At 49.1% G+C, this 20,462-nt stretch carries 18 protein-coding genes, 2 pseudogenes and 1 CRISPR repeat array; of the genes and pseudogenes, 12 read left to right on the top strand and 8 right to left on the bottom strand.

Features of this window, described 5'->3' with window-relative positions; translation table 11 throughout:
- Nucleotides 1-179 precede the first annotated feature (179 nt).
- From AAC155_RS16895 to AAC155_RS16855, 9 genes are all read left to right on the top strand, one after another.
- Nucleotides 180-452 (top strand): PAAR domain-containing protein, encoded by a 273-nt coding sequence (locus AAC155_RS16895; RefSeq protein WP_113043428.1) that lies wholly within the window; start codon nucleotides 180-182, stop codon nucleotides 450-452.
- Nucleotides 449-1,576, top strand: coding sequence for a hypothetical protein (locus AAC155_RS16890; protein ID WP_113043427.1), 1,128 nt, complete (start codon nucleotides 449-451; stop codon nucleotides 1,574-1,576). The genes AAC155_RS16895 and AAC155_RS16890 overlap by 4 nt, the downstream gene beginning before the upstream one ends.
- On the top strand, nucleotides 1,573-4,959 hold the full coding sequence (locus AAC155_RS16885) for an ImcF-related family protein (protein WP_113043426.1): 3,387 nt from the start codon (nucleotides 1,573-1,575) through the stop codon (nucleotides 4,957-4,959). The genes AAC155_RS16890 and AAC155_RS16885 overlap by 4 nt, the downstream gene beginning before the upstream one ends.
- Nucleotides 4,944-6,518 carry a type VI secretion system protein TssA gene (gene tssA, locus AAC155_RS16880; RefSeq protein ID WP_113043425.1) on the top strand — a complete coding sequence of 525 codons (1,575 nt, stop codon included), beginning with the start codon at nucleotides 4,944-4,946 and terminating at the stop codon, nucleotides 6,516-6,518. Before AAC155_RS16885 ends, tssA begins: the two co-directional genes overlap by 16 nt.
- Before the next feature lie 96 nt (nucleotides 6,519-6,614).
- On the top strand, nucleotides 6,615-8,390 hold the full coding sequence (tssF, locus tag AAC155_RS16875; RefSeq protein ID WP_113043424.1) for a type VI secretion system baseplate subunit TssF: 1,776 nt from the start codon (nucleotides 6,615-6,617) through the stop codon (nucleotides 8,388-8,390).
- Complete coding sequence (tssG, locus tag AAC155_RS16870; protein WP_113043423.1) at nucleotides 8,354-9,445, top strand: type VI secretion system baseplate subunit TssG; 1,092 nt, start codon at nucleotides 8,354-8,356, stop codon at nucleotides 9,443-9,445. The genes tssF and tssG overlap by 37 nt, the downstream gene beginning before the upstream one ends.
- Nucleotides 9,423-9,935 (top strand): type VI secretion system lipoprotein TssJ, encoded by a 513-nt coding sequence (gene tssJ, locus AAC155_RS16865; protein WP_113043422.1) that lies wholly within the window; start codon nucleotides 9,423-9,425, stop codon nucleotides 9,933-9,935. Before tssG ends, tssJ begins: the two co-directional genes overlap by 23 nt.
- Nucleotides 9,936-9,939: 4 nt before the next feature.
- Nucleotides 9,940-10,380: a type VI secretion system baseplate subunit TssE gene (gene tssE / locus AAC155_RS16860; protein ID WP_113043421.1), complete on the top strand. Its 441-nt coding sequence runs from the start codon at nucleotides 9,940-9,942 to the stop codon at nucleotides 10,378-10,380.
- An 89-nt stretch (nucleotides 10,381-10,469) separates the two neighbouring features.
- A complete protein-coding gene (locus tag AAC155_RS16855; protein ID WP_229015633.1) occupies nucleotides 10,470-11,879 on the top strand; it encodes a VasL domain-containing protein in 1,410 nt (469 codons plus the stop codon).
- A 139-nt stretch (nucleotides 11,880-12,018) separates the two neighbouring features.
- On the opposite strand, the gene AAC155_RS16850 is transcribed toward AAC155_RS16855, so the two are convergent.
- Nucleotides 12,019-13,170 carry a type I restriction endonuclease gene (locus AAC155_RS16850; RefSeq protein ID WP_113043420.1) on the bottom strand — a complete coding sequence of 384 codons (1,152 nt, stop codon included), beginning with the start codon at nucleotides 13,168-13,170 and terminating at the stop codon, nucleotides 12,019-12,021.
- A 9-nt stretch (nucleotides 13,171-13,179) separates the two neighbouring features.
- A complete protein-coding gene (locus AAC155_RS16845) occupies nucleotides 13,180-13,881 on the bottom strand; it encodes an XRE family transcriptional regulator (protein ID WP_113043419.1) in 702 nt (233 codons plus the stop codon).
- Nucleotides 13,882-14,464: 583 nt separating this feature from the next.
- On the opposite strand from AAC155_RS16845, the pseudogene AAC155_RS16840 reads away from it, so the two are divergent.
- The 3 genes and pseudogenes from AAC155_RS16840 to AAC155_RS16830 form a co-directional block, all read left to right on the top strand.
- Nucleotides 14,465-15,013 (top strand): annotated as a pseudogene (locus AAC155_RS16840) (tail fiber protein); the annotation flags it as partial.
- A gap of 98 nt (nucleotides 15,014-15,111) precedes the next feature.
- Nucleotides 15,112-15,379: direct repeats of the CRISPR family, unit length 28 nt; unit sequence GTGCACTGCCGTACAGGCAGCTTAGAAA.
- Between the two features lie 565 nt (nucleotides 15,380-15,944).
- Nucleotides 15,945-16,563: pseudogene (locus AAC155_RS16835) on the top strand (tail fiber protein); the annotation flags it as partial.
- A gap of 230 nt (nucleotides 16,564-16,793) precedes the next feature.
- A complete protein-coding gene (locus tag AAC155_RS16830; protein WP_113043468.1) occupies nucleotides 16,794-17,420 on the top strand; it encodes a tail fiber assembly protein in 627 nt (208 codons plus the stop codon).
- 336 nt (nucleotides 17,421-17,756) lie between these two features.
- On the opposite strand, the gene AAC155_RS16825 is transcribed toward AAC155_RS16830, so the two are convergent.
- The 6 genes from AAC155_RS16825 to AAC155_RS16800 all read right to left on the bottom strand — a co-directional run bounded on the left by AAC155_RS16825 (nucleotide 17,757) and on the right by AAC155_RS16800 (nucleotide 20,391).
- Nucleotides 17,757-18,773, bottom strand: a complete 1,017-nt coding sequence (locus AAC155_RS16825; RefSeq protein ID WP_113043418.1) for a tyrosine-type recombinase/integrase — start codon at nucleotides 18,771-18,773, stop codon at nucleotides 17,757-17,759.
- The gene (locus tag AAC155_RS16820) at nucleotides 18,773-18,997 is read right to left on the bottom strand and encodes a DUF4224 domain-containing protein (RefSeq protein ID WP_113043417.1); all 225 of its coding nucleotides are present in this window, start codon (nucleotides 18,995-18,997) and stop codon (nucleotides 18,773-18,775) included. Before AAC155_RS16820 ends, AAC155_RS16825 begins: the two co-directional genes overlap by 1 nt.
- A gap of 24 nt (nucleotides 18,998-19,021) precedes the next feature.
- The gene (locus AAC155_RS16815; protein WP_113043416.1) at nucleotides 19,022-19,249 is read right to left on the bottom strand and encodes a hypothetical protein; all 228 of its coding nucleotides are present in this window, start codon (nucleotides 19,247-19,249) and stop codon (nucleotides 19,022-19,024) included.
- Nucleotides 19,250-19,317: 68 nt separating this feature from the next.
- Nucleotides 19,318-19,572, bottom strand: coding sequence for a hypothetical protein (locus AAC155_RS16810; protein ID WP_113043415.1), 255 nt, complete (start codon nucleotides 19,570-19,572; stop codon nucleotides 19,318-19,320).
- Complete coding sequence (locus tag AAC155_RS16805) at nucleotides 19,559-20,110, bottom strand: phage N-6-adenine-methyltransferase (protein ID WP_113043414.1); 552 nt, start codon at nucleotides 20,108-20,110, stop codon at nucleotides 19,559-19,561. Before AAC155_RS16805 ends, AAC155_RS16810 begins: the two co-directional genes overlap by 14 nt.
- A 65-nt stretch (nucleotides 20,111-20,175) precedes the next feature.
- Complete coding sequence (locus tag AAC155_RS16800) at nucleotides 20,176-20,391, bottom strand: hypothetical protein (RefSeq protein ID WP_113043413.1); 216 nt, start codon at nucleotides 20,389-20,391, stop codon at nucleotides 20,176-20,178.
- Between the last annotated feature and the right edge of the window lie 71 nt (nucleotides 20,392-20,462).

The following is a 20,462-nucleotide window of genomic DNA, read 5'->3' as shown; positions in this document are numbered from 1 at the left end:
TCTTAATCCCTGTAGTGGTGTTATTGAGTGGGCCGCTTATTTATCTTTTAATTCAGTTTTTAAAGGTATGGGGCCCTTAAGATTAAAGTCAATAATGAGATATATCGGGATGAAATATTATCTCCTGATATCTGATGGTTTATTTAGGGTTATTTCGATAATCAATAGAGGATATCACAATGTCTGGTATTGTTTGTTTAGGTGATGCCACCGATCGAGGTGGAAAAGTGATTACCGCTTCTTCAACAATGTATTTCGACGGTAAACAGGCCGCTTTGGTGGGTGATCTCATTAATTGTCCGTTAGACGGGCACGGTATTAATCCCATTATTGAGGGGGATAATACCGTTCAGGAAAATGGCCGCGCTGTAGTGGTGCATTATTGTCGCTGCCAGTGTGGATGTCGAGTATTGAGTTCAATGCCTCATCACCAGGTTGAGTCGTCGTCATGAGTTGGCCTATTCCAGAGATCCCCCGGCTTCGTGTCGTGGCGCCGGTGCGTTATGGGGTGTGGGGGATGATTTTATTGCTGATGCTGGCGGTAGGAACAGGTATGGCACTTGCGCTGAGAGAACCCCCCGATTTATTGCAGGTCGTACTGTATGGCAGCTTACCGGCCTTTTTCGGCTGGATGCTGTTATTCGGTGCGGTACTAAACCGCTATGAGCGATTTTGTACTGCGGCGCAAGCCTGGGAAGCCGCCAGTGCCGAAACCCGTTTCCAGTGGCAGCAATGGAGCAGAAAGCAATTGGCGGTGGTCGGCAACTTTATTCTGACACCAGAACCGCAGGGCATAGCCCCCTTGTTGGGTAAACCGAAAGATATTCCGGCTTTTCCCGATGCCGGACGGGCGCTGTCTGTGCCATCAACGGATATCCGGCAGTTATTGGCGAAAGTTGATGATAAGTTTGAGCAACAGTGTCCCGGATATCGCTCGCTTTTGAGCACCATTTATCTTGCTGACGTCCCTTCAATGGATTTGTCTCATCATCAAGAGTGTGTGCAACAACAGTGGGGTTTGGTTCCCACTCAAATAGAGAGCAGGGAGGTAATCACGTCATTGTACGATAAGGCGGCTTTTGAGGGGTTGACAATGGTTATCGCCTGCCAGTGCTGGCCTGCCAAAGGAGGTAAAGAAGCATACAGCGAATTTTTGTCTGCTCAGTTACTTTCCTCAACGGCATTTGCCGCCCAGAAAAAGTTAAACGTTCTGGCGGGTATGGGAAGGGCGCTGCCATCGTTACCCGGGGAAATAAAGAAAGATTTCAGAATGTTATTTGAGTATAACCGCATTGCCAAAAGCAGTATGCAGCACCTCTGGGTGACGGGGATTTCTCAAAACGTGCTGACTGAACTGATGATGGAGGGCCGTGATAGTCCATTCCATTTTGTCCCGGAAAATCCTGTTCATTTAATCGACCATACTTTTGGTCCACCGGGGCCGTTGTCTGTGTTTCTGACCTCAGCCATGCTGACCGAGGCCACTGGCCTGACAAATAGCGATCATATCATTATCAATCAATTACCCGAGGGTAACGCTGTACTTTATTTAATGACGAAGGAGTTACATCCATGAATGCGAGTCATCATCATCACTATGGCCTTCGGGGATATATTGTAATTACGCTGAGTCTTGCCGGAATATTTTTTCTGCTGATTTATTTAAATCAGGCAGTGCTTGAGGACAACGGGTTACTAAACCTTGCGTGGTATGCCTATGCCACGCTTTTCCCAGCCATATTGATAGGCTTATTGGGGAGCACGGCATGGGAGTATATACGGCAGAATAAAGCGCAACAACCATTACGGCCAGAGGCTGCACAAGCTGAAATTCGCCTCAGCCAGTCTGCGCCAATACTCAGTGATTTAGGCGATCGCTTGCACCGTCGTTACGGGATGTTCTGGTGGTATAAGGTCCGTATCTTGTTGTTGGTGGGCGAACCTGAACAGGTGGAAGCCATCGCGCCGGGGCTGACCACGCAACACTGGCTGGAGGGCCATCGCACGCTCTTGTTGTGGGGCGGCAGTTTACACACTGAACCCGATGCCGCGCAACTGGCGGCCCTGCGTCGCTTGCGCCGTTTCCGTCCGCTCAACGGTATCGTCTGGGCGCTGACTGAACAACAAAGCGCGCAGCCGGTCTGGATGGATAAGGCCCTGCGGATGTTGCAGAAACAGGCTCAACAGTTGCACTGGCAAGCGCCCGTCTATTTGTGGCAGGTGTGTCACAGTCTCTGGTCACAGGCAGGACGGGTGACTCAGGCGGTGGGGTGCTTTTTGCCTGAACGCTGTACCCCCGAGATGGTGGAGACCCAGCTGCGCCAGTTGATTGACCCGATGCGCCAGCAGGGCATGCAACAGGTGCTGGCCGAGAATGCCCATGATTTTTTGTATCGGCTGGCCTCCACGCTGGAGAAAACAGGCATTGCCCACTGGCGCAAGGTGTTGACGCCGTGGCTGGCGGAATACGCTCAGGTCGTGTCGCTGCGCGGCCTGATGTTCAGTCTGCCGCTGGCGGCGACCCCGGACGCAGGACCGCAAAGCTGGCTGCCCGATGCCGCCTGGCAGGGGGTATTAGCTGACAGTCGGCACCGGCACGGCAGACGGGTCGGATGGCGCCAGAAGCGCAACGTTTATCACGGCCTGATGGCCCTGGCCTTGTTGTGGGGCGCGGGCAGCGTGCTTTCTTTTTTGACCAACCGCGACCAGATAGCGGCGGTCAACGCGGCGGTGACCGATTTGCAAGCCCGTCCTGAGGCGTCCGACGCCCAGTTGATGGCGTTTAAGGCGCTGCGTAATGAACTGGGCCGGTTACAGTATCGGGTCGAACATGGGGCGCCCTGGTATCAGCGTTTCGGTTTGAGTCAAAATCAGCCGCTCTTGACGGCGGTGTTGCCGTACTACACCCAGATGAATAACCGGCTGATACGGGATAAGGCGGCGGCGATACTGCATCAAAAACTGAGCGCGCTGGTGAATCTGCCCCCGGGCAGCCCGCAGCGGGCCCGCCGGGCAAAATCTGCTCACGACCAGCTTAAAGCCTATCTGATGATGGCCTCCCCACCGAGAGCGGAGGCCGCGTTTTTAACCCGCGTCCTCCGTGAAAACGAGCCGGCCCGGGCCGGTATTGCCCCCGGCGTGTGGTTGAGCGCGGCCCCGGATTTGTGGGCTTTTTATGCGGAGAATCTGCCCGCCCATCCGGAATGGCGGATTCAGCCGGACACGGCGTTGGTCAGTCAGGCGCGCCGGATATTGCTGGAGCAGATGGGGCGGCACAATGCGGAAGCCACGCTCTACCAGCAGATGCTGCGCTCGGTGGCGCCGGATTATGCCGACCTGACCTTAAGGCAAATGACCGGCGACACCGAGGCGGAACGGTTGTTTACCACCTCGCGCGTGGTGCCGGGGATGTTTACCCGTCAGGCGTGGGAAGGGCAGATACAGAAAGCGATTGATAACGCGGTGGCTTCACGCAAGGAAGCGATTGACTGGGTATTGAGTGATAACCGTCAGGCCGTCCCGGCCGCCGTCTCACCGGCAGCGCTGAAAGCCCGCCTGACCGCGCGTTACTTTACCGATTTTGCCGGGGCCTGGCAGGATTTTCTCAACAGCCTGCGCTGGAACAAAGCGCGTAATCTGGCCGGGGTGACAGACCAGTTAACCCTGATGGCGGACGGGCGTCAGTCCCCGCTGATAGCGTTGATGAACACCGTGGCGTATCAGGGGCAGACCGGCCGGCAGGGGCCGGCGTTATCGGAGGTATGGGTGAAATCCGCGAAGACGTTGCTGAATAAAACGGCGGTGCCGGTGATTAACCAACAGGCTGGCGACGTGAACGGACCGATGGACAGCACTTTCGGTCCGTTACTGGCGCTGATGGGGAAAAATAAGGCATCGGATGTCATAACGGCGGACAGCAACCTCAACCTGCAAACCTTCCTGACCCGGGTTACTCAGGTGCGGCTGAAACTGCAACAGATAAACACCAGTGACGACCCCTCAGAGAGGGCGGGGAGGCTGGCGCAGACGGTGTTTCAGGGCAAAAGCACCGACCTGACGGAGACCCAGGGTTACGGCAATCTGCTGGCGGCCGGTTTGGGTGACCAATGGCGCGGTTTCGGTCAGACGATGTTCGTACAGCCGTTAAATCAGGCATGGCAGGGAATACTGAAACCGGCAGCGGCAAGTTTAAATGAACAGTGGCAGACAGCCATCGTGGCTAACTGGAATACCGCCTTTGCCGGTCGCTACCCGTTTGCCGGTGGGCAGAGTGACATTTCATTGCCGATGCTGGGGCAGTTTATCCGCCCGGACACCGGGCGCATTGAGCAGTTTTTGACGCGCCAGTTAGGCGGGGTGCTGCATAAAGCGGGTAACCGTTGGGTGCCGGATAACGTGAACGGTCAGGGGTTGCAGGTTAACCCGCGTTTCCTGCAAGCGGTGAATCAGCTCAGTCAGTTATCGGATGTGCTGTTTGCGGACGGCAGTCAGGGACTGCGGTTTGAACTGCGGGCGCGCGCGGCGCGGGATGTGGTGGAAACCGACCTGACGATAGACGGGCAGAAATTGCGTTACTTCAACCAGATGGAAAGCTGGCAGCGTTTTCGCTGGCCGGGAGAGACGTATAAACCGGGGGTGATGCTGACCTGGACCAGTGTCAATGCCGGGGCGCGGCTGTTCGGTGATTATCCGGGAACCTGGGGGCTCATTCGCTGGCTGGCGCGGGCGAAAGCAGAAAAGTGGGATGAAAGCCGTTACCGGCTGACCTTCACTATGCCGGACGGTTTACCGGTGACCTGGATATTACGCACGGAAATGGGCAGCGGGCCGCTGGCGTTGCTGAAACTGCGGGGATTTACCCTGCCGAAAGAGATTTTTGACACGACACCGGGTGATAACCCGGTCATCTCACCGGTCGATGACGATGACCTGACGGAGGACTCATGTTGCAACGATTGATAACAACCTGTCTGGGTGAGCGTGATGTGTTGGCCCTCGCCCGAGAGCAGACCGAACGGTGGACGACGTGGTTGTTGCCCATTAGCGCGGAGGCGCCGACCGGGGAGGATCCGGCGCATCACGATGATTTTCAGCGCATGCGTGAGGAGGTCAATAAACTCAGTGGCATTGATACGGCCCTTATCTGTCAATTGGCGGAAAAACTGCTGACGACCTGCTGCAAAGATGTTCGCGTGGCGACCTATTACGTCTGGGCGCGTCTGCATCAGGAGGGTGAAAACGGCCTGGCTGAGGGGTTGACGTTGTTAGCCGCGCTGGCGGACCGTTTTGGCGAAACCTTGCTACCCCATCGGGCAGGCCGCCGTCAGGCGGCGCTGGTGTGGCTGACCGGGGGCAAAGTTCAGGCCAGTTTATCCCGCTACCCGGAAGTGAATCGCGCCGATTTTGAACGCGTGCTGGCCGCGCTGGCGTTACTGGAACACGTGTTTGCCGGCTGGGACGCGGCGGCTCGTCCCACCCTCGCCGGGCTGGCGGGCCCCCTGGAAACCCGTCTGGCCCAATCGGGCGGGGTTGACGCCGTGGTGCCGCAAACTATCGCACAAACTGCGTCGGCGAACGGTGACGGGCCGTCACCCGGCGTACGGCCCGTGCAGTCCGGGCGTGATTTGCTGGAACAGGCGCGTGAACTGGCGCGTTATCTGCGTGATCAACCGCAAGGGTGGTTATCCAGTCATCGCCTGATGAAAAGTCTGCGCTGGGATACCGTTCATCAGTTACCGCCGCAGGATACCGCCGGACTGACCCGTTTGGCGCCGCCTCGTACGGAATACCGGGCGCGGCTGAAACGGCTCTACCGGCAACAAAGTTGGCGTGAGTTGTTGGCGCAGGCCGACCGGATGTTCGCGGCAGGGGTTAACCACTTTTGGCTCGATTTACAGTGGTATCTCTGTCAGGCGTTAAGCCAATTGGGCTATCCTGATGAAAGTTGGGCGGATATTGTGAAACAGGATCTGAACATCCTGCTTGATCGTCTGCCGGGGCTGGAGAATTTGGCCTATAACGACGGGACACCGTTTGCCGATGAGGTGACCGGTCAGTGGATAGCGCGGGACGTGATGGCGGCTCAGGACCACGGGTTACCGGACGCCCCGCCGGCACCGGGTGAGCATGACCTCCTGGCGCGGGAAGCGGAGGCGTTACAACGGGCGGACAGTGAAGGTATTGAGGCGGCGTTGCGCTGGCTGGGGCAATTACCGGGGATCGTGGGGGGGCGTCCCCGCTGGCTCCAGCGCTTGTTGATGGCGCGGGTGGCGGAGCAGTACGGCAAAAATGAGATGGCGTTGTATCTGCTTGCGGAGCTGGACGCCGGCGAGCCGTTGGCTCTGAGTGAGTGGGAACCGGCGCTGATGTTTGAGGTGAAAGCCCGGCAACTTAAGTTGCTGCGGATGAAAGCCCAACGCAGTGAACAGGATAAGGCGCTGACGGCCCAACGCAGGGAGACATTGCTGGCCGGATTGGTGGCGATTGATCCGGTCAGGGCGGCGGTGTTGTGTGGCTGATGGCCCTGGAATACGGTATGACACTCTTATCCCGGTTCGACCCGTTTTACCCTCCCCAATGTGTTTATTCTGAATGGTTTATTTGAGGACAATTCGATGGATGATTTAATCCTGCGCTATTACGAGGCAGAAATGCGCTACCTGCGTGACGCGGGCAACGAGTTTGCCAAAGCCCATCCTGACCGGGCGGCTCTGCTCAATCTGGACAGCGTCGGTACCCGTGACCCCTATGTGGAGCGTCTGTTTGAAGGCTTTGCCTTTCTGATGGGCCGCCTGCGCGAGAAGCTGGATGATGACTTGCCGGAGTTGACGGAAGGGCTGGTCAGTTTGCTGTGGCCGCATTACCTGCGTACCATCCCTTCCCTGTCCATTGTGGAACTGGGCGCGGATTGGGCACAGTTGAAACAGCTGAAAAATCCGGCGCAGGTGAACAAGGGCTTTGAGGTGCTTTCGCAGCCGATCGGCCCGCAACAGACCCGGTGCCGCTATACCACCACGCAGGCGGTTCAGTTGCTGCCGCTGGCGCTGACTGACGCTTCGCTTAAATCTGAGCCGGATGGCCGGGCTGTTATTCGCCTGCGTTTTGATTGCGGCACGCAGGTGGACTGGCGCCAGGTTGATTTGAGTCGGTTGCCGCTGTACCTGAGCGCGGACAGCCCGCTGGCCTGCGCGTTACATCGGGCATTGACGCTTCAGACGCAACAGCTGTATCTGCGTCTGCCCGGTCAGCCCGACCGCCAGCCGTTTGACGGGGGATTCTCCCCGTTGGGATTTGGCGATGAGGAAAGGCTGTGGCCGAAAGGGGACAGCGCGTTCAGTGGTTATCAGCTGCTGCTGGAGTATTTTACCTTCCGTGAGAAATTCATGTTTGTCGCGTTGTGTGGGCTGGAACAGCTGACTATACCCGACAGGACGCCGTGGTTTGAACTGGATGTGGTGCTGGGTGAAAGCTGGCCTCATGAGAGGCCGTTTTCTGCGGCGCATATCCGTTTGCACTGTGTGCCGGTGATTAACCTGTTCCCGCTGGAATCCGATCCGTTGCCGCTGTCACCGTTGAAAACGGAGTATTTGCTGCGCCCGATGCGCCTTCAGGACGGGCATACCGAGATTTATTCGGTGGATGCGGTAGTGTCCTCGAAGCGTAGTGATCACCAGTCGTATGTGCCCTTCAGTAGTTTTCGCCACCAGGGCGGTATGCTGCGCCATGACGCGCCGGCGCGTTACTACCATACCCGGGTAAAACAGGGGCCGTCGGGTTTGTACGACACCTGGCTGATTCTGGGCGGGGAGGCGATTGATAATCATGAGGGATCGCGTGAAGCAGAAAATCTGTCACTCACCCTGACCGGCACGCATGGGCAACTGCCCCGCAGGGCATTGCAGGAGACGCTGCTGGATACGGCGGTGTCTCCCCCGTTGGCGGGACTGACCGTGCGTAATCTGCGTGAACCGACATTGCCGTGTTATCCGCCAAACCGGGATCGCTTTCACTGGCGGGTGCTCAGTCATCTCGGCTCCAATTTCCTCAGTTTGATGGATAACCCGGAAGTGTTGCGCGGCACGCTGGCCCTGTATGACTGGACCGATGACGAGATGAACTATCGCCGTCTGGCGGCCATTGTGGCGGTGAAGCATTCTCTTATCGAGCGGTTTGAGCAGGGGTGTCTGCAACGGGGGGTGCACATTGAAGTCACGCTGGACAGCAACGGCTTTACCGGGACCGGGGATATCTGTCTGTTCGGCGAGATGCTCAGTCGCTTTTTTGCCTTGTACACCGATATCCATCTGTTCAACCGGCTGACGCTGGTCTCACAACCCACAGGAGAGCGCTTGTCATGGCAAGAGAAGCACAGTCAGTGTATTCCCGGTTAATGGCCGGACTAAAGGACGATATTTCGACACTCAATTTCTATCAGTTCTGTCAGGCCGTTGAGCGCATGGCCCCGGATCGGCACCCCCTGGGCAGTACGGATAATCCCGCCGATGATGTGATACGTTTCCGGCCCCATCCGGGGATGGGGTTCCCGACCGGTACGCTGAAAGCGATGGAAACTGACGGCGAATACCCGGATCGCCCCCCGACAGTCAGAACCACGTTTATGGGGCTGTACGGCGTGGATTCCCCGTTGCCGACCGCTTACCTGAACGATATCGCGCAACACCGGGAAGGGCATGAAGCGGTGGAAGCCTTTCTGGATATGTTTAACCACCGGATACTGACCCAGTATTACCGTATCTGGCGTAAATATTCCTACCCGGCGACGTTTGCCGCTGGGGGAAGTGACCCAACATCGCAGTGTTTACTGGGACTGATTGGCTTAGGCATTCCGGGCAGTCAGCAGCAGATTGCCACGCCGGCGTCCCGTTTTCTGGCGCTGCTCAGTGTGATGCGCCTGCCGACCCGGACGGCGGAAGGGGTATCGGCGCTGGTGACGTTGCTGGCGCCGCAGACCCGTGTCGGGGTGACGCCCGCCTGCCCGCGGCAGATCCCTCTGCGGCAACCGGCCGGTTTTTCAGACTCGCAGCCGATTTCCCTGTCGCAACGTACCGTGCTGGGCAGGGCCGGCACGGATATCAACAGCCAGTTATTGCTGGCGTTGCACACGGATTGCCCGGAGGAAGCGCGGGGCTGGCTGCCGGGCGGGCAGTTACACACCGATTTGTTGACGTTGCTGCGCGTTTATCTGGGCTGGCGGTACCGGGCCCGGCTGCAATTGACCCTTCAGACCCGAATATTACCGGTGCCGGTGCTGGGCGGCGATAAGCCTGTTCAGCTGGGGCTGACCGGGGTGCTGGGGTTGCAGGCTGAAAAAAATCAGGCGGCAATCCCGGACAAGATAACGGTGAGTCTGGGGGATTATCAGGGCATATCGCCGGACAGCCATCAAAACACCGGAGGACACCATGTTCACTACCGCTTTTTATAAAACGGCGCCGATGATAGCGGCAATCACCTTACTGCTGACCGGCTGCGGGCTGACGCAGACGGTCGCCGACGGCACGGTCTCCGTCACCCAGTCCCTTTTTCATCGACAAGTGAAAACCGCGCGGCTGGATTTTACGCCCCGGGCCGCGGTTAACACGGATAGCGGGGAAAGTGTTGCCCTGTCCGTCCCTGCGCTGGTCCGGGTTTATCAGTTGCGGGATAACCGGGCGCTGGAAAACGGCGACCGTATACTCGGGGCCGATTGTCTGGCGAGCCGGGAGGTGGTGGTCAAACCGGGTAGTCAGGCTTCACTCAATATGCCGATGGCGGCGCAGGCGAAATATGTCGCGGTGGTGGGTCTGTTCAGAAATCCCGATTTAGCCGGGGCGACCTGGCGCCTAATCATCAGGCGCCAGGCGCTGTTACCGGATAAGCCGCGTACCATTGAGTTAAATGGCGGCGGCCTGACTCTGTTGCCTGAAAAGGAGTAAGTTGATGAAAAAGAAAACCCACAAGCCTTCCCTGTATGAATGCCTGTTCGGCAACGTTCGCGGCGGGTTGGATTTGCATCAGATCAGTGAGGAAAATCAGGTGATTTTATCGGTACTGGACAATATGCAGTGTATCCTCAATGGCCGGGCGGGTTCGCTGAGCCATCTGCCGGATTATGGCCTGCCTGATCTCAGCACGGTCCTGCAAGGGTTGCCTGAATCGTCACAACGCCTGATCGCGACGATTGAGCACACGCTGCTGACTTATGAGCCCCGCTTGAAGCAGGTCAGTGTGACGTTATTGCCGGAGATTGAACCGGCGCATTTGCGTTATGACATCAACGCCGAACTGAACGGGGTGGGGCGGGTGCGTTTTAGCACGGAATTTGTCCCGGAAGGGAAAGTGTTGGTTCGCCATCTGCGCCAACAAGGGCGGATGGATTAATCTGCGGTGGGGCTATCTTGCCGCCTCGGAACGGGCCGGGGTGACGCCCGGACGGTTGAATGCGTTGATGTTGTCCCGCGGCGTTAATCATGCGGATTTCAGCAACCAATCTGGGTGAAAATAAAGTGATGACTGAAAATAGTGTCTATACCGGGGATGATCCCCGGACGCGGCCTGAATTCCGCGCACTGAAAGACGAAATGAGCAAACTGAGCCATCCGGCCCGGCCCGACATTGACTGGGCTAAAGTTGAACAGCTTTGTTTGACACTGTTTCAGGTTAACGGTGTAGAACTGCAAAGTGCCGCCTGGTACACATTGGCCCGGGCACAACGGGCCGGATTAGCGGGTATGCATGAAGGGTTGGCCCTGATTGAGGGGTTAGTGGCTCATCAATGGTCGCAATGCTGGCCGCAATCTACACGTGTACGGGTTGAGATATTGGCCTGGCTGGTCGCGCGGTTACAACAGGTGTTACGTACCTTGGTTTTCTCCTATATTGACCTGCCGCTGATTTACCCGGTGGAAAAGGTGCTTGAACATCTGTGTGAAGTGCTTCAACGTCTGGAACTGAAATATGTGAGTCAACTCGACAGCCTCCGCGTGTGGCTTCACAACAGCGCTCAACGTTTAGAGCGGCTGAAACCGGAAACGGGGATGATGCCGGTTGTCCCGGTCTCCGCCGTACAACCGGGAGGGAATGCTATTTTGACGCCCACAGCCCTCTCCCGGCCGCAACTGATATATGTTGTGCATGAAACGGTCTCTGGCGTCCCCCCTCAGGGCCATGGGGTCGGGGCTTTACCTGTGTCCCGCGGGAAAGTCTGGCACGGTTTTGTCGCGGGTGTCGCGTTGTGCGCGCTGGCAGCGGCCGGTGTTTGGTGGGTGAAAGGGATGCGCCAAGCGCCGCCGCTGGCGCAGGCATTGCAAGTGACCGCGCAGCCTTTGCCGCGGACCTTGCTCCCGGCGCAACTTGCTGAGTTGCGCCACCCGGACAACGCCGTGCTGCTGAATCAGTTGCAGGCGAAAACGCTGGCGGCCAGCCGGTCGCAACTGGCAAGTTTGGAGACCTTGCCTGTGTTGTGGCGATTAACGTATGGGACGCAGCTATTACACCAGCTGCAAACATTATGGCCGGCCAGCCAAACGGTGCAAGAGATGGAGAAACAGTGGCAACAGCAACGTGAAGCCACGGCGTTACCTGTCTCTGAACTGGAAAATTATCACCTGGCTCAATCGCGTCTGCAACGATTAGCGGCCCGCCTTGATGAGCTGGATGAAAGACGCGGTCGTTATCTCACGGGGTCTGAATTGAAATCGATAGTATTTGGCATTCAGCAACCGTTGGCGAGCACGCCGCCATTGGAAGAATTGTTGCGCCAACTGGCCGAACAACAAAAAAGCGGCCCGGTCTCCCCGGCACTGTGTCAGCAAATTGACACCCGTTTTAATCAATTACTCAATCGTTATGCCCTGCTCATGCAGTCTGCTATCCATTAATCAATTCACTGAAACAAGTAATACTTGTTTTTAAGGTGGGTTTATTTTTATTGATTGTTGGAAATGTGACTGCTTAGACATTTTTAGATGATAGTGAAGGATATGGGGCAGAAAAGCCACCGAGTGGTGGCTGGTATAATTATTGTGCTTTCTTTCTAAAGTTATCGTCGTTTTTAACAAACTCAAAAGCATCAAGGATAATACCTGTTATCCTCAATATATCTTCTGGAGCTTCTATAAATATTCTTGAGTTATTAGCAGATAATCCAGCTCTATTAACTTCGTTGGCTAATATATCAGTTAGCTCAATAGGTATCTGGATGTAAGGTTTATTCTTCTTGTCAAAGTATCTTATTATCCATCTATTTGATTTTCCTTGATAAAGAATACCAAAGTAAGACTCTGTATCTTTGTATTGCAAATCAACAGATTCCCCGACTATTGATTTTGCTTTTTCATATAGAGTTAATTCGTTTTTAGTGGTAACAATATTAGGGTTATCTAGATCTACTATCTCATCTGGTTCTTTCGGACTCTCTTGAGGTTCTATCTCGTCTTGAACTCCATCAATTGGAACATGTTTATTTGAAAGACCGGAAACCACCATTGCGCTGACAGATTTCTCAACAGCTTGTTTTACCAATGGGGTGATTGATTCAATAAAGCGCTGATTTAGTTGGCGTTCGACATTAGATCTATTGGCAACGTATCTCACAAATTCACTATCAACATCTCTTAAGCTAGTGCTGATGGTTTTAGTAAAAGCGGATAAGTAAACACTTTCCTCTGCAAGCGTTCTTAGTGCTTCCGGTTTGAATTTATCGTGTCTAAATCGATAGAGCTGGCCTACATCCGCATCGCTAACTTCATCCATTTTAATGCGTAAGAATGGGGTAAGATCCATTACGTTTTTTTGTTTTAAATCGGTAAAGAAACGCCACTCTAATCCATTTGTAATTGCTGAAATAGTCACTTCTGGAGTAGAATTAAAGTATCTGGATAACTGAGGACAGTGGTTATCTAGCTTTTCGCTGTATCCCTTTGCCTCAATAAACATAACTGGGACACCTTGGCAAAACAAGGCATAATCAACACGCTCATTTGCTTTTAACCCGGGAAAATCCGCTCCGTACTCGGCTTTAACTTTTTGAGGGTCATACGGACTGAACCCAAGAATATCTAAAAAAGGCAATATTAATGCTTGCTTAGTTGTTTCTTCGGTGGTGCAGTGTTGGCCCGCACTCTTAACGTGGTCAACATGATGTTTTATTTTTATCTTAAAATTGTCCATTCCATAACCTTAATAATCTAAAACGGAATACCAGAACATTCTCCCGATGATGTTCACTTGATCTTTATCTGCAACTTCATCTTCGTATTCATCACGGTTATAACTTCTGATAAGTAATTTTCCTCTCGGGCGTCTGTAAAGACATTTAAGACGCTTTAATCCATCCTGTTCAATCACATACACTTTTCCATCAATAATTTTCTTATTAGAGATATCTACTGCTATTGCTGTTCCATCCGGGATAACTGGCTCCATGCTGTCGCCCTTAGCAGGAAAACAAATAATTGTAGAGCCGTCAGTTGGTGCGCCAATTTTTCTTAATGTTGCTTTGGAAAATCTTAACTTAAAGCTGTTATAATCCGCATCAACACATCCACCATTGCTGCATGCGAATTCAATATCCTTTAAGAACCGCACCTTCACCTCATCGCCATCTAGTAGCATGTTGTTGTCCCATTGCGCAATAGTTGTCCACTTGCTATCAGGTGGAACTTGGTCCTCACCCTTTTTGAGTGTTTTGCCAAATAAAAGCCAGTTCACATCAGCGTCAAGGATAAATGCTAATGTTGTTAGCCTTGATTTTCTTGGTTCTGTGTTTGATTCCCACTGTTGTACAGACTGTGGAGTAACACCAAGCATATCTGCTAGTTCAGCTTGAGTTAATTTTTTTGCAAGCCGAGCTTGCTTGATTCTTTCGTGCATTGTTTTCATGCCTTAAATATACAAGCGAGGCTTTTATTTTTATAGCAAGCAAAACTTTATTTTTAAAGTATTTATTGTATTTTGTTTGTTGTTGTTAGTAAAAAAAGAAAACCTTTATGAACATACTGGATATAGCAGTAAAGAAAGCCGGCGGTATACCAGCGTTAGCCAAAATGCCTAAGTATTAGGGATCAGGTGGTTCGCCAGTGGAACAAAAAAGCGTATATACCCGTCATCTTTCAAGTTGCCTCTTTGTTGGCTGCACTCGCTCACCCCGGTCACATCGTTATCTATGCTCCCGGGGATTCACTCCCTTGCCGTCGCGATGCATCTTGAAATCCATAGGGTATAAACGAGAGGGCTTTCTTTGACTTTCTGAAAAATAAAATAACAGTGCTAATAGTTAGCAAGAGTAATAATGTATTAGAGGCAATTGTAAATATTATTAAAAACTGCCAATGATCAGGGAATGGGCTATAGAATTGAGGTGTTGTATTAACAGTGATTGGCGTGAATTGCAAGAGGGATTGTTTTTACAATAATTCAATATATTGATTATAAAATAACATTATTTAATTTCAGGAGAAAGTACATGAGTTATAAGAATGATTTTAAGGCTTTTTCTATTGGTGATAATGCGCATGTGGTAAATCAAGAAAAATATGAAGAAAACCAAAGTTTGAAGACTGGATTTACACCAGATAATGTTCCTACTCACTTATTAAATAAGGTATTACGTCAAGCATCAACCATATCATCTATCGTGGCTGATTTTATCGCGACACGATCTGGCAATGATGTTCTGGATGATGGAAATATAGCCAAACTCACCACTCAATTAAATAAAGCACTAGAGCAAAAAATTACAACAGACATTCCCAGTGCTTCATTAACACAAAAGGGCGTTGTTCGGCTTACAAATGTGATTGGCGATAGCAACACATAGGCGGTTACACAAAAGCTTGTTCAGGAAGTCATAAATTCATTACGTGAATATACCTGCGAGGAGATAGATAACCGGATTAAAACAGTCAATGAAATTCCTGTTGGTTCTCCTATTCCGTGGCCGTTACCTCATCCACCGTTCGGTTATTTCACTTGTAATTTTTACCCTTTTTTAACGACCAACTATAATTCATTGATTTTTAATGAAATTTAACCTGTCTCATAAAAAAGGGTTTTTTTGCTTTTGATAAATATATTCTTTGATAGTCAGTGAGTTGGAGTTAATATGTAACAGTGCACTGCCGTACAGGCAGCTTAGAAATGAAAGAGTCAGGGATGATACGCAGCAGGTACGTGCACTGCCGTACAGGCAGCTTAGAAAAGTAGGTTGTTGTATTTCTCAATCTGGCTTGAGTGCACTGCCGTACAGGCAGCTTAGAAATAGACCCTGATGCAATGATTGTTGGTGAAATTGTGCACTGCCGTACAGGCAGCTTAGAAATTGTTCATAACGCCAAGACAAACCAAATCGAGGTGCACTGCCGTACAGGCAGCTTAGAAATAGAAAGTCTAATGGAGATGAAGCCTTTGTTGATGTTCCGGCAAGTGTTGCAGTTAATGTATTGTTGTTAAATACAATGCTGCAAACAAAAACAAATAATGCAGAGCTAGCGAGAAAAATAGGAACGTTTCCGCAAGATGTTCAACGTATAGTCTCATTGCGTCACAACACGAAGATTGACACGGTAGAAAGCGCGTTAAATGTTCTTGGTAAAAGATTGAATCTCGCTATTAGTTAACAACTTATTACACACGTTCAAAGGCTGCGCATTGCGTGGCCTTTTTTATTGATAGATAAAATTTTCTTTTCCATCGGTTCTACGAATAGAGAGAATAGTTTTCAGATGTTAAATATAAATGGTTTGGGCATGTTTTCAATTCTAAAATATTTAATTACTTATTGCCGCTAATTATATAAAAATAGTCAATCTCCTAATAAATAGGAATGCTGTATTACTCTTCTTTCTGAACTAGACTTTGATTTTAATGAATTACCGGCGGATTATTTTTACAGTAATTAAATATGTTGATTATAAAAAATATTATTTTTCTTAAGGAGTAAGGATATGAGTCAAAAAAATGATTTTAAAGCTTTTTCTATTGGTAATAATGCTAATGTAATTAGCCAAGAAGGATATGAAGCAAATCAGAATTTGCAGACTGGGTTTCCACAAGATGGTATTACCACTGATATGCTAAATAAGGCATTACGTCAGTCGTCCACGATATCCTCTGTAGTCGCTAATTTTATCGCCACACAATCTGGCAATGATGTTCTGGATGATGGGAATATAGATAAACTCAACGCTCAATTAAATAGAGCACTGGAACAAAAAACAAAAGTTTCTGATGCTTCATTAACACAGAAAGGTATTGTTCAACTTACAAATGTGGTTGGCAATAGCAATACATTGGCTGTTACACAAAAACTTGCTCAGGAAATAATAAATTCATTACGTGAAGAAATTAATATCCCTGTGGGTTCCCCCATTCCGTGGCCGTTACCCTATCCACCTATCAACTATCTCGTTTGTAACGGTGCATTTTTCAATAAATTGCAGTACCCAAAGTTAGCAGAAGCTTATCCTGACGGCAGATTGCCCGACCTAAGGGGAGAATTTATCCGTGGCTGGGACAGTGGTCGAAATGTGGACCCATCTCGTTCAATATTGTCATGGCAAGAAGGGGCTTATTTGTTACAGAATGTTGATCGGGCTAATAATTTTATGATTACCCTCTCACGCAATGAGTTTGCAAAATTGCAGTGGGATATTCCCCAAAATAAAAATACTTCGGTAAAAGCTGTATATTATAAAGCTCAGGCAGACTGGATTGCGAATTCCGCATTTATAGGGGTATCGAGGCCCCGTAATATAGCATTTAACTACATAGTGAGAGCAGCAGCATGCAGCATAATGACAGAACAAAAATACGCTTTAGAACATGAAACCGCCGTATTGGGTGAAGACGGATTAGCAATTCAAGCCGGCTGGATAAAAGTTTATCACACGGATCAAATAACAAGAGAATTTACTCACGCTGATATTGAACATGTCATGCTCGGTGTCAGTTTGTCAGCGAATTCTTATTTAGATGCACCAGACTTTCCCGATTCTGATGATGTGGCTGTTTGTCGCAGTGAAGACGGTAAGTGTTGGGAAATCGTCCCTGATTATCGGGGGAAAATAGCTTACGACACGTTAACACGAACTCAACAGAAAATCACTGAACTGGGTGAATTACCTGAAACTCTAACCTTCAAGCAACCGACCACTGATTTTGATAAATGGGATGGCACAAAATGGGTCACTGATAATGTAGCTCTAAAAGCAAATCAGATTGAACAAGCGGAGCAGCAGCGTGTAATTCTGTTGCGACACGCGAATGAATTCATTACATTACTGCAAGATGCTGTTGATTTAGATATCGCTACCGAAGTAGAAAAATCCGCTTTACTGACATGGAAAAAATATAGGGTAATGCTCAATAGAGTAAATATTTCGCTGTCTCCCGATATTGAATGGCCGGAACAGCCGAGGTAAAGAGTATAATGAAAGGATATAGTGATTTCCATCACGAAAAAAAGCCACCTTGCGGTGGCCTTTTCTTTTTCCTAACTCACTGTTTTACAGTAAGTTTCTATATGGTGCCCAGGGCGGGACTTGAACCCGCACAGCCTTAAGGCCGAGGGATTTTAAATCAGGTGTTATAATGATATTTATCAGATAGTTACTTTCTATTTTCACTATAAAAAGAAGTTTTGTCGATTAACAAAATCAATTAATTAAAAACCGTAAATAATTAATATAGTGAAGATAAAAGGGCTCGAAATAGAAAGGATTATAAGTCCCTTGGCATTAAATTATCACATATAACAGCTATTTTTCTTGACCACCAACAACAGGAACTATTTTCACTTTTCTGTCATATCTAGCAGTTTGAGTAATATTTTTATGCCCTGAAATTTTTTGTTTTTCTGTTAGCGGGCCATCCAAATCAGATATCCCCTTCGCTTTCAGATCATGAAATGTAAAATTGAAATCTAATTCCGGAAATTTTTTGACAGCTTCTTCATGTGCTTTGCTCCATCTACTATTAAATCCATCCCTGGTATATCTGGAACCTTTACGTTGGTGAACTACATATATACTACTAATCCCGTCCGCTAGCGGTAACGATTTACTCATTTCAATAACGTTATTTAGTCGCTCTGTCCACCCTTTAATTTGTGCAACGGCTGTTTTCCCCTGCTTAATAAATATTCCTGCATCGCTTATTTGTGCATATGTCATAGCCAAAACATCTGCCTGCCTGGCACAGCAGAGATAAGCAAGTTCCATTGCTACTTTAACGACTGGAGGGGAAACAGAATAGAGGGCATTGTATTCATCATCGGTAATATACCGATCTCGCACTTTTTCTTTAAATTGCCGCACACCCCTGCATGGGTTTCCTTTAACAAACCCACGCTCATAAGCCCATCTATAAACACTGGATAAAAAGCTCTTCTCCCTGTTTGCCTGAACTTTACTCTTCAACCCGCGCTTATCCATATATTTTCTGATATGCTCTGGCTTGATATTATCTGGTAGCATCTTCCCAAAAACAGGCAGTAATTTGTTTGAATACTTATGGTAATCTTTTTGAGTCTCCGCGCTTAAATCTGTAAAGTCGGGTGAAATGAAGAAGGCCTTCACTAGCCCTGAAAGTGTTTCCTGTTCTTTCTGCTCAGATAATAGTTTTTCATATGCTACCCAAACTTCTGCTTGGGTAGATGAAAAACCACATAAACGGATAGTTCGACTATCTGGAGTCAGGAACTCATAAGCCGATCGCCCTCTGCGAACTCGTGGGGGCATCCAATTATCCGCTGAGTTTTTACGTTTCCTTCCCATTAATCTAAAGCTCCGAAATTGGGTTCTTGGGGAGATGGGATATTTCTAATTCTTTGTGTTAACGGATTGTTGAAATGCTCCCATGTCGTTCTGGGTTTACCATCTCGACGGATTACAAAAAATATTCCAGCCTCTTTTAATGCTTCGCATTGTTTGGATGGGATTTTGTATCCTGTTAGTTCTGCGATATCTGTGTCGCTAATAATGCAGGTTTGCGCATCCATATTGACCTCAATTATCTGATGGATTTATATTTGTTCTTTTTGCAAATTTCTCACATACTGAGCAAGCCAGTTTTTCGGACTGGCTTTTTTCTTCTGATGCTCAGACATAATTAATTTGAATCGTGATGTATATTTATCGAGTATTGCTGTGACTGTTTTATCGTCGTATTTGTTAAGAGCAGTTAGCTCACGTAAGCATTCCCTTGCTATTGCCCGGCGTCCGTTCTCAAGGGCCCAGTTATCGTGGCTCATTTTGAGCTACTTTATTCCCATATTTATCTATCATCCATTGTTCAAACTCTGCACGTAATTTATCCATATCACACCTTAACTAATGTATCTTTCCAGTCGATATCTTTTAAATCAACAATCGCGACTGGCATAGAAAAATAATCAAATGTCGCGCTAGAAGATTCAAGCCATAATCCATCGTTTGATCTCGGCTCTTTGAGATATGCATATATAATTCCGTCTTTGTCTGCGGCTAGATACTTTATAAATCTCAGAACTGTTAATTGAATGCCGAAATAATCGACGGTCTTTGTTTCTATCGGTAGTGATTTAATAAGTTTCATGTGATTTTATTTCCTTTAATATATTTGAACCAGTTGATATTAGTTCATCTCTATCAATTGTTGTGAATATACAACGTGATTTAATAAACTGTCGCCAAATTAACAGCAAGCTACCTTTATTATTTCCATTTACTGGCTTTCCGTTGCCAGCATTAATAAATGAAATGCGACCGCCCGTGATTAATCTAATTTCATCTACTGTTTCCATTGCCAATTTAAACCAGCCGACGGATGTGTCAGCTGGGACTAACATAACAACAGTCTGTAATTGCTTCCTGCATTGTTCTGCTGCCTTTAATATCCACGGCGTAATATCAGAGTAGGGCGGGTTACACCAAATTGCCCCGTAGCTTATCCAATTACATTCAAGTGCATTATCTCGTTCCGTGAGATAATTAGCACACAATGTATTTTGAATATTAGCGGCAGCATCTAAATAAAAACCAAACTCTAAATCTAATGCTGTAAATATCTCAATCGGGGTTTGCCACTTATCTCGTAATTCTTTTGTAGTATTGCTACCTCCGAAGTCTGCCATGATTAACCCTACTTTATTTTCAATGAAATTTCTTGAATCGCTCTAATATTTCTTTATTTTTCATTCTAATTGCTCCAATATGATAATGATTCTTTAGCGGCATCGTGCGGATGAATATATTTCCAGTCTCCATCTTTTCTAGAATATGATTCGATTTCGCACTCAGCCGCTTCTTTTGCTTCTGATAAACTAGCGCCGCGTGACGCTAGTATATTCACAACATAACGCTTGAACATTCGTTTCCATATGAAATAGAAATAGTGACAGAGATAATCATTCATTATTTATCTCCGGCGCGTCAGGCTTAATAAATTCAGCCCAAGCCAATATTTTTTCATTTTCTTCCAATAAA

The sequence above is a fragment of the Photorhabdus sp. HUG-39 genome, assembly GCF_963878365.1.
Lineage (GTDB): Bacteria > Pseudomonadota > Gammaproteobacteria > Enterobacterales > Enterobacteriaceae > Photorhabdus > Photorhabdus kayaii.
This window is presented reverse-complemented; position numbering and strand designations above follow the sequence as displayed.

Bases quoted from the DNA above. Each gene is read 5' to 3' on its own strand.
- tssE (WP_113043421.1), top strand. From the start codon at position 9,940: ATGAAAAAGAAAACCCACAAGCCTTCCCTGTATGAATGCCTGTTCGGC.
- AAC155_RS16810 (WP_113043415.1), bottom strand. From the start codon at position 19,572: ATGAAACTTATTAAATCACTACCGATAGAAACAAAGACCGTCGATTAT.
- tssF (WP_113043424.1), top strand. From the start codon at position 6,615: ATGGATGATTTAATCCTGCGCTATTACGAGGCAGAAATGCGCTACCTG.
- AAC155_RS16825 (WP_113043418.1), bottom strand. From the start codon at position 18,773: ATGGGAAGGAAACGTAAAAACTCAGCGGATAATTGGATGCCCCCACGA.
- tssA (WP_113043425.1), top strand. From the start codon at position 4,944: ATGTTGCAACGATTGATAACAACCTGTCTGGGTGAGCGTGATGTGTTG.
- tssJ (WP_113043422.1), top strand. From the start codon at position 9,423: ATGTTCACTACCGCTTTTTATAAAACGGCGCCGATGATAGCGGCAATC.
- AAC155_RS16820 (WP_113043417.1), bottom strand. From the start codon at position 18,997: ATGGATGCGCAAACCTGCATTATTAGCGACACAGATATCGCAGAACTA.
- AAC155_RS16885 (WP_113043426.1), top strand. From the start codon at position 1,573: ATGAATGCGAGTCATCATCATCACTATGGCCTTCGGGGATATATTGTA.
- AAC155_RS16800 (WP_113043413.1), bottom strand. From the start codon at position 20,391: ATGAATGATTATCTCTGTCACTATTTCTATTTCATATGGAAACGAATG.
- AAC155_RS16815 (WP_113043416.1), bottom strand. From the start codon at position 19,249: ATGAGCCACGATAACTGGGCCCTTGAGAACGGACGCCGGGCAATAGCA.
- AAC155_RS16850 (WP_113043420.1), bottom strand. From the start codon at position 13,170: ATGGACAATTTTAAGATAAAAATAAAACATCATGTTGACCACGTTAAG.
- tssG (WP_113043423.1), top strand. From the start codon at position 8,354: ATGGCAAGAGAAGCACAGTCAGTGTATTCCCGGTTAATGGCCGGACTA.
- AAC155_RS16890 (WP_113043427.1), top strand. From the start codon at position 449: ATGAGTTGGCCTATTCCAGAGATCCCCCGGCTTCGTGTCGTGGCGCCG.
- AAC155_RS16855 (WP_229015633.1), top strand. From the start codon at position 10,470: ATGCGGATTTCAGCAACCAATCTGGGTGAAAATAAAGTGATGACTGAA.
- AAC155_RS16845 (WP_113043419.1), bottom strand. From the start codon at position 13,881: ATGAAAACAATGCACGAAAGAATCAAGCAAGCTCGGCTTGCAAAAAAA.
- AAC155_RS16830 (WP_113043468.1), top strand. From the start codon at position 16,794: ATGACAGAACAAAAATACGCTTTAGAACATGAAACCGCCGTATTGGGT.
- AAC155_RS16805 (WP_113043414.1), bottom strand. From the start codon at position 20,110: ATGGCAGACTTCGGAGGTAGCAATACTACAAAAGAATTACGAGATAAG.
- AAC155_RS16895 (WP_113043428.1), top strand. From the start codon at position 180: ATGTCTGGTATTGTTTGTTTAGGTGATGCCACCGATCGAGGTGGAAAA.